Annotated in this window: 2 protein-coding genes; both read left to right on the top strand. The window is 44.6% G+C overall.

All coding sequences use genetic code 11. From position 1 onward, the window contains the following. A partial coding sequence (locus tag B3182_RS10805) for an NUDIX hydrolase (protein WP_292752725.1) occupies positions 1-270 on the top strand: 270 nt, incomplete at its 5' end. A gap of 2 nt (positions 271-272) precedes the next feature. Further along, a partial coding sequence (locus tag B3182_RS10810) for a hypothetical protein (RefSeq protein ID WP_292752728.1) occupies positions 273-372 on the top strand: 100 nt, incomplete at its 3' end.

A 372-nucleotide genomic window follows, 5' to 3' on the forward strand; every position in this document is an offset into this window, starting at 1 on the left:
ACAGCCTGGCAATTTACGCCTGAGTCGTTGATTGGTATCTATCGCTGGCGACATCAGCAAACTGAAAATACCTATATTCGTTTCTGTTTTAGCGGAAGCGTGGGGGAAAAGCTGGATAGACCACTGGATACTGACATTCATCAGGCTGTCTGGCTGGATGCTGACACTATCAAACAGCGTCGATCACAGTTTCGCAGTCCTTTAGTCGAGCAATGTTTACAGGATTACCTCGCTGGAAAACGCTATCCACTTGATTTATTAACTGATTAATTATGTCTGAACACAAAAAAATAGTTGTCGGTCTGTCCGGCGGCGTGGACTCCTCTGTTTCAGCGTTGTTACTTAAACAACAAGGCTTTGATGTTGAAGGTC

Source organism: Methylophaga sp. UBA4204 (genome assembly GCF_002379485.1).
Taxonomy (GTDB): Bacteria; Pseudomonadota; Gammaproteobacteria; order Nitrosococcales; family Methylophagaceae; genus Methylophaga.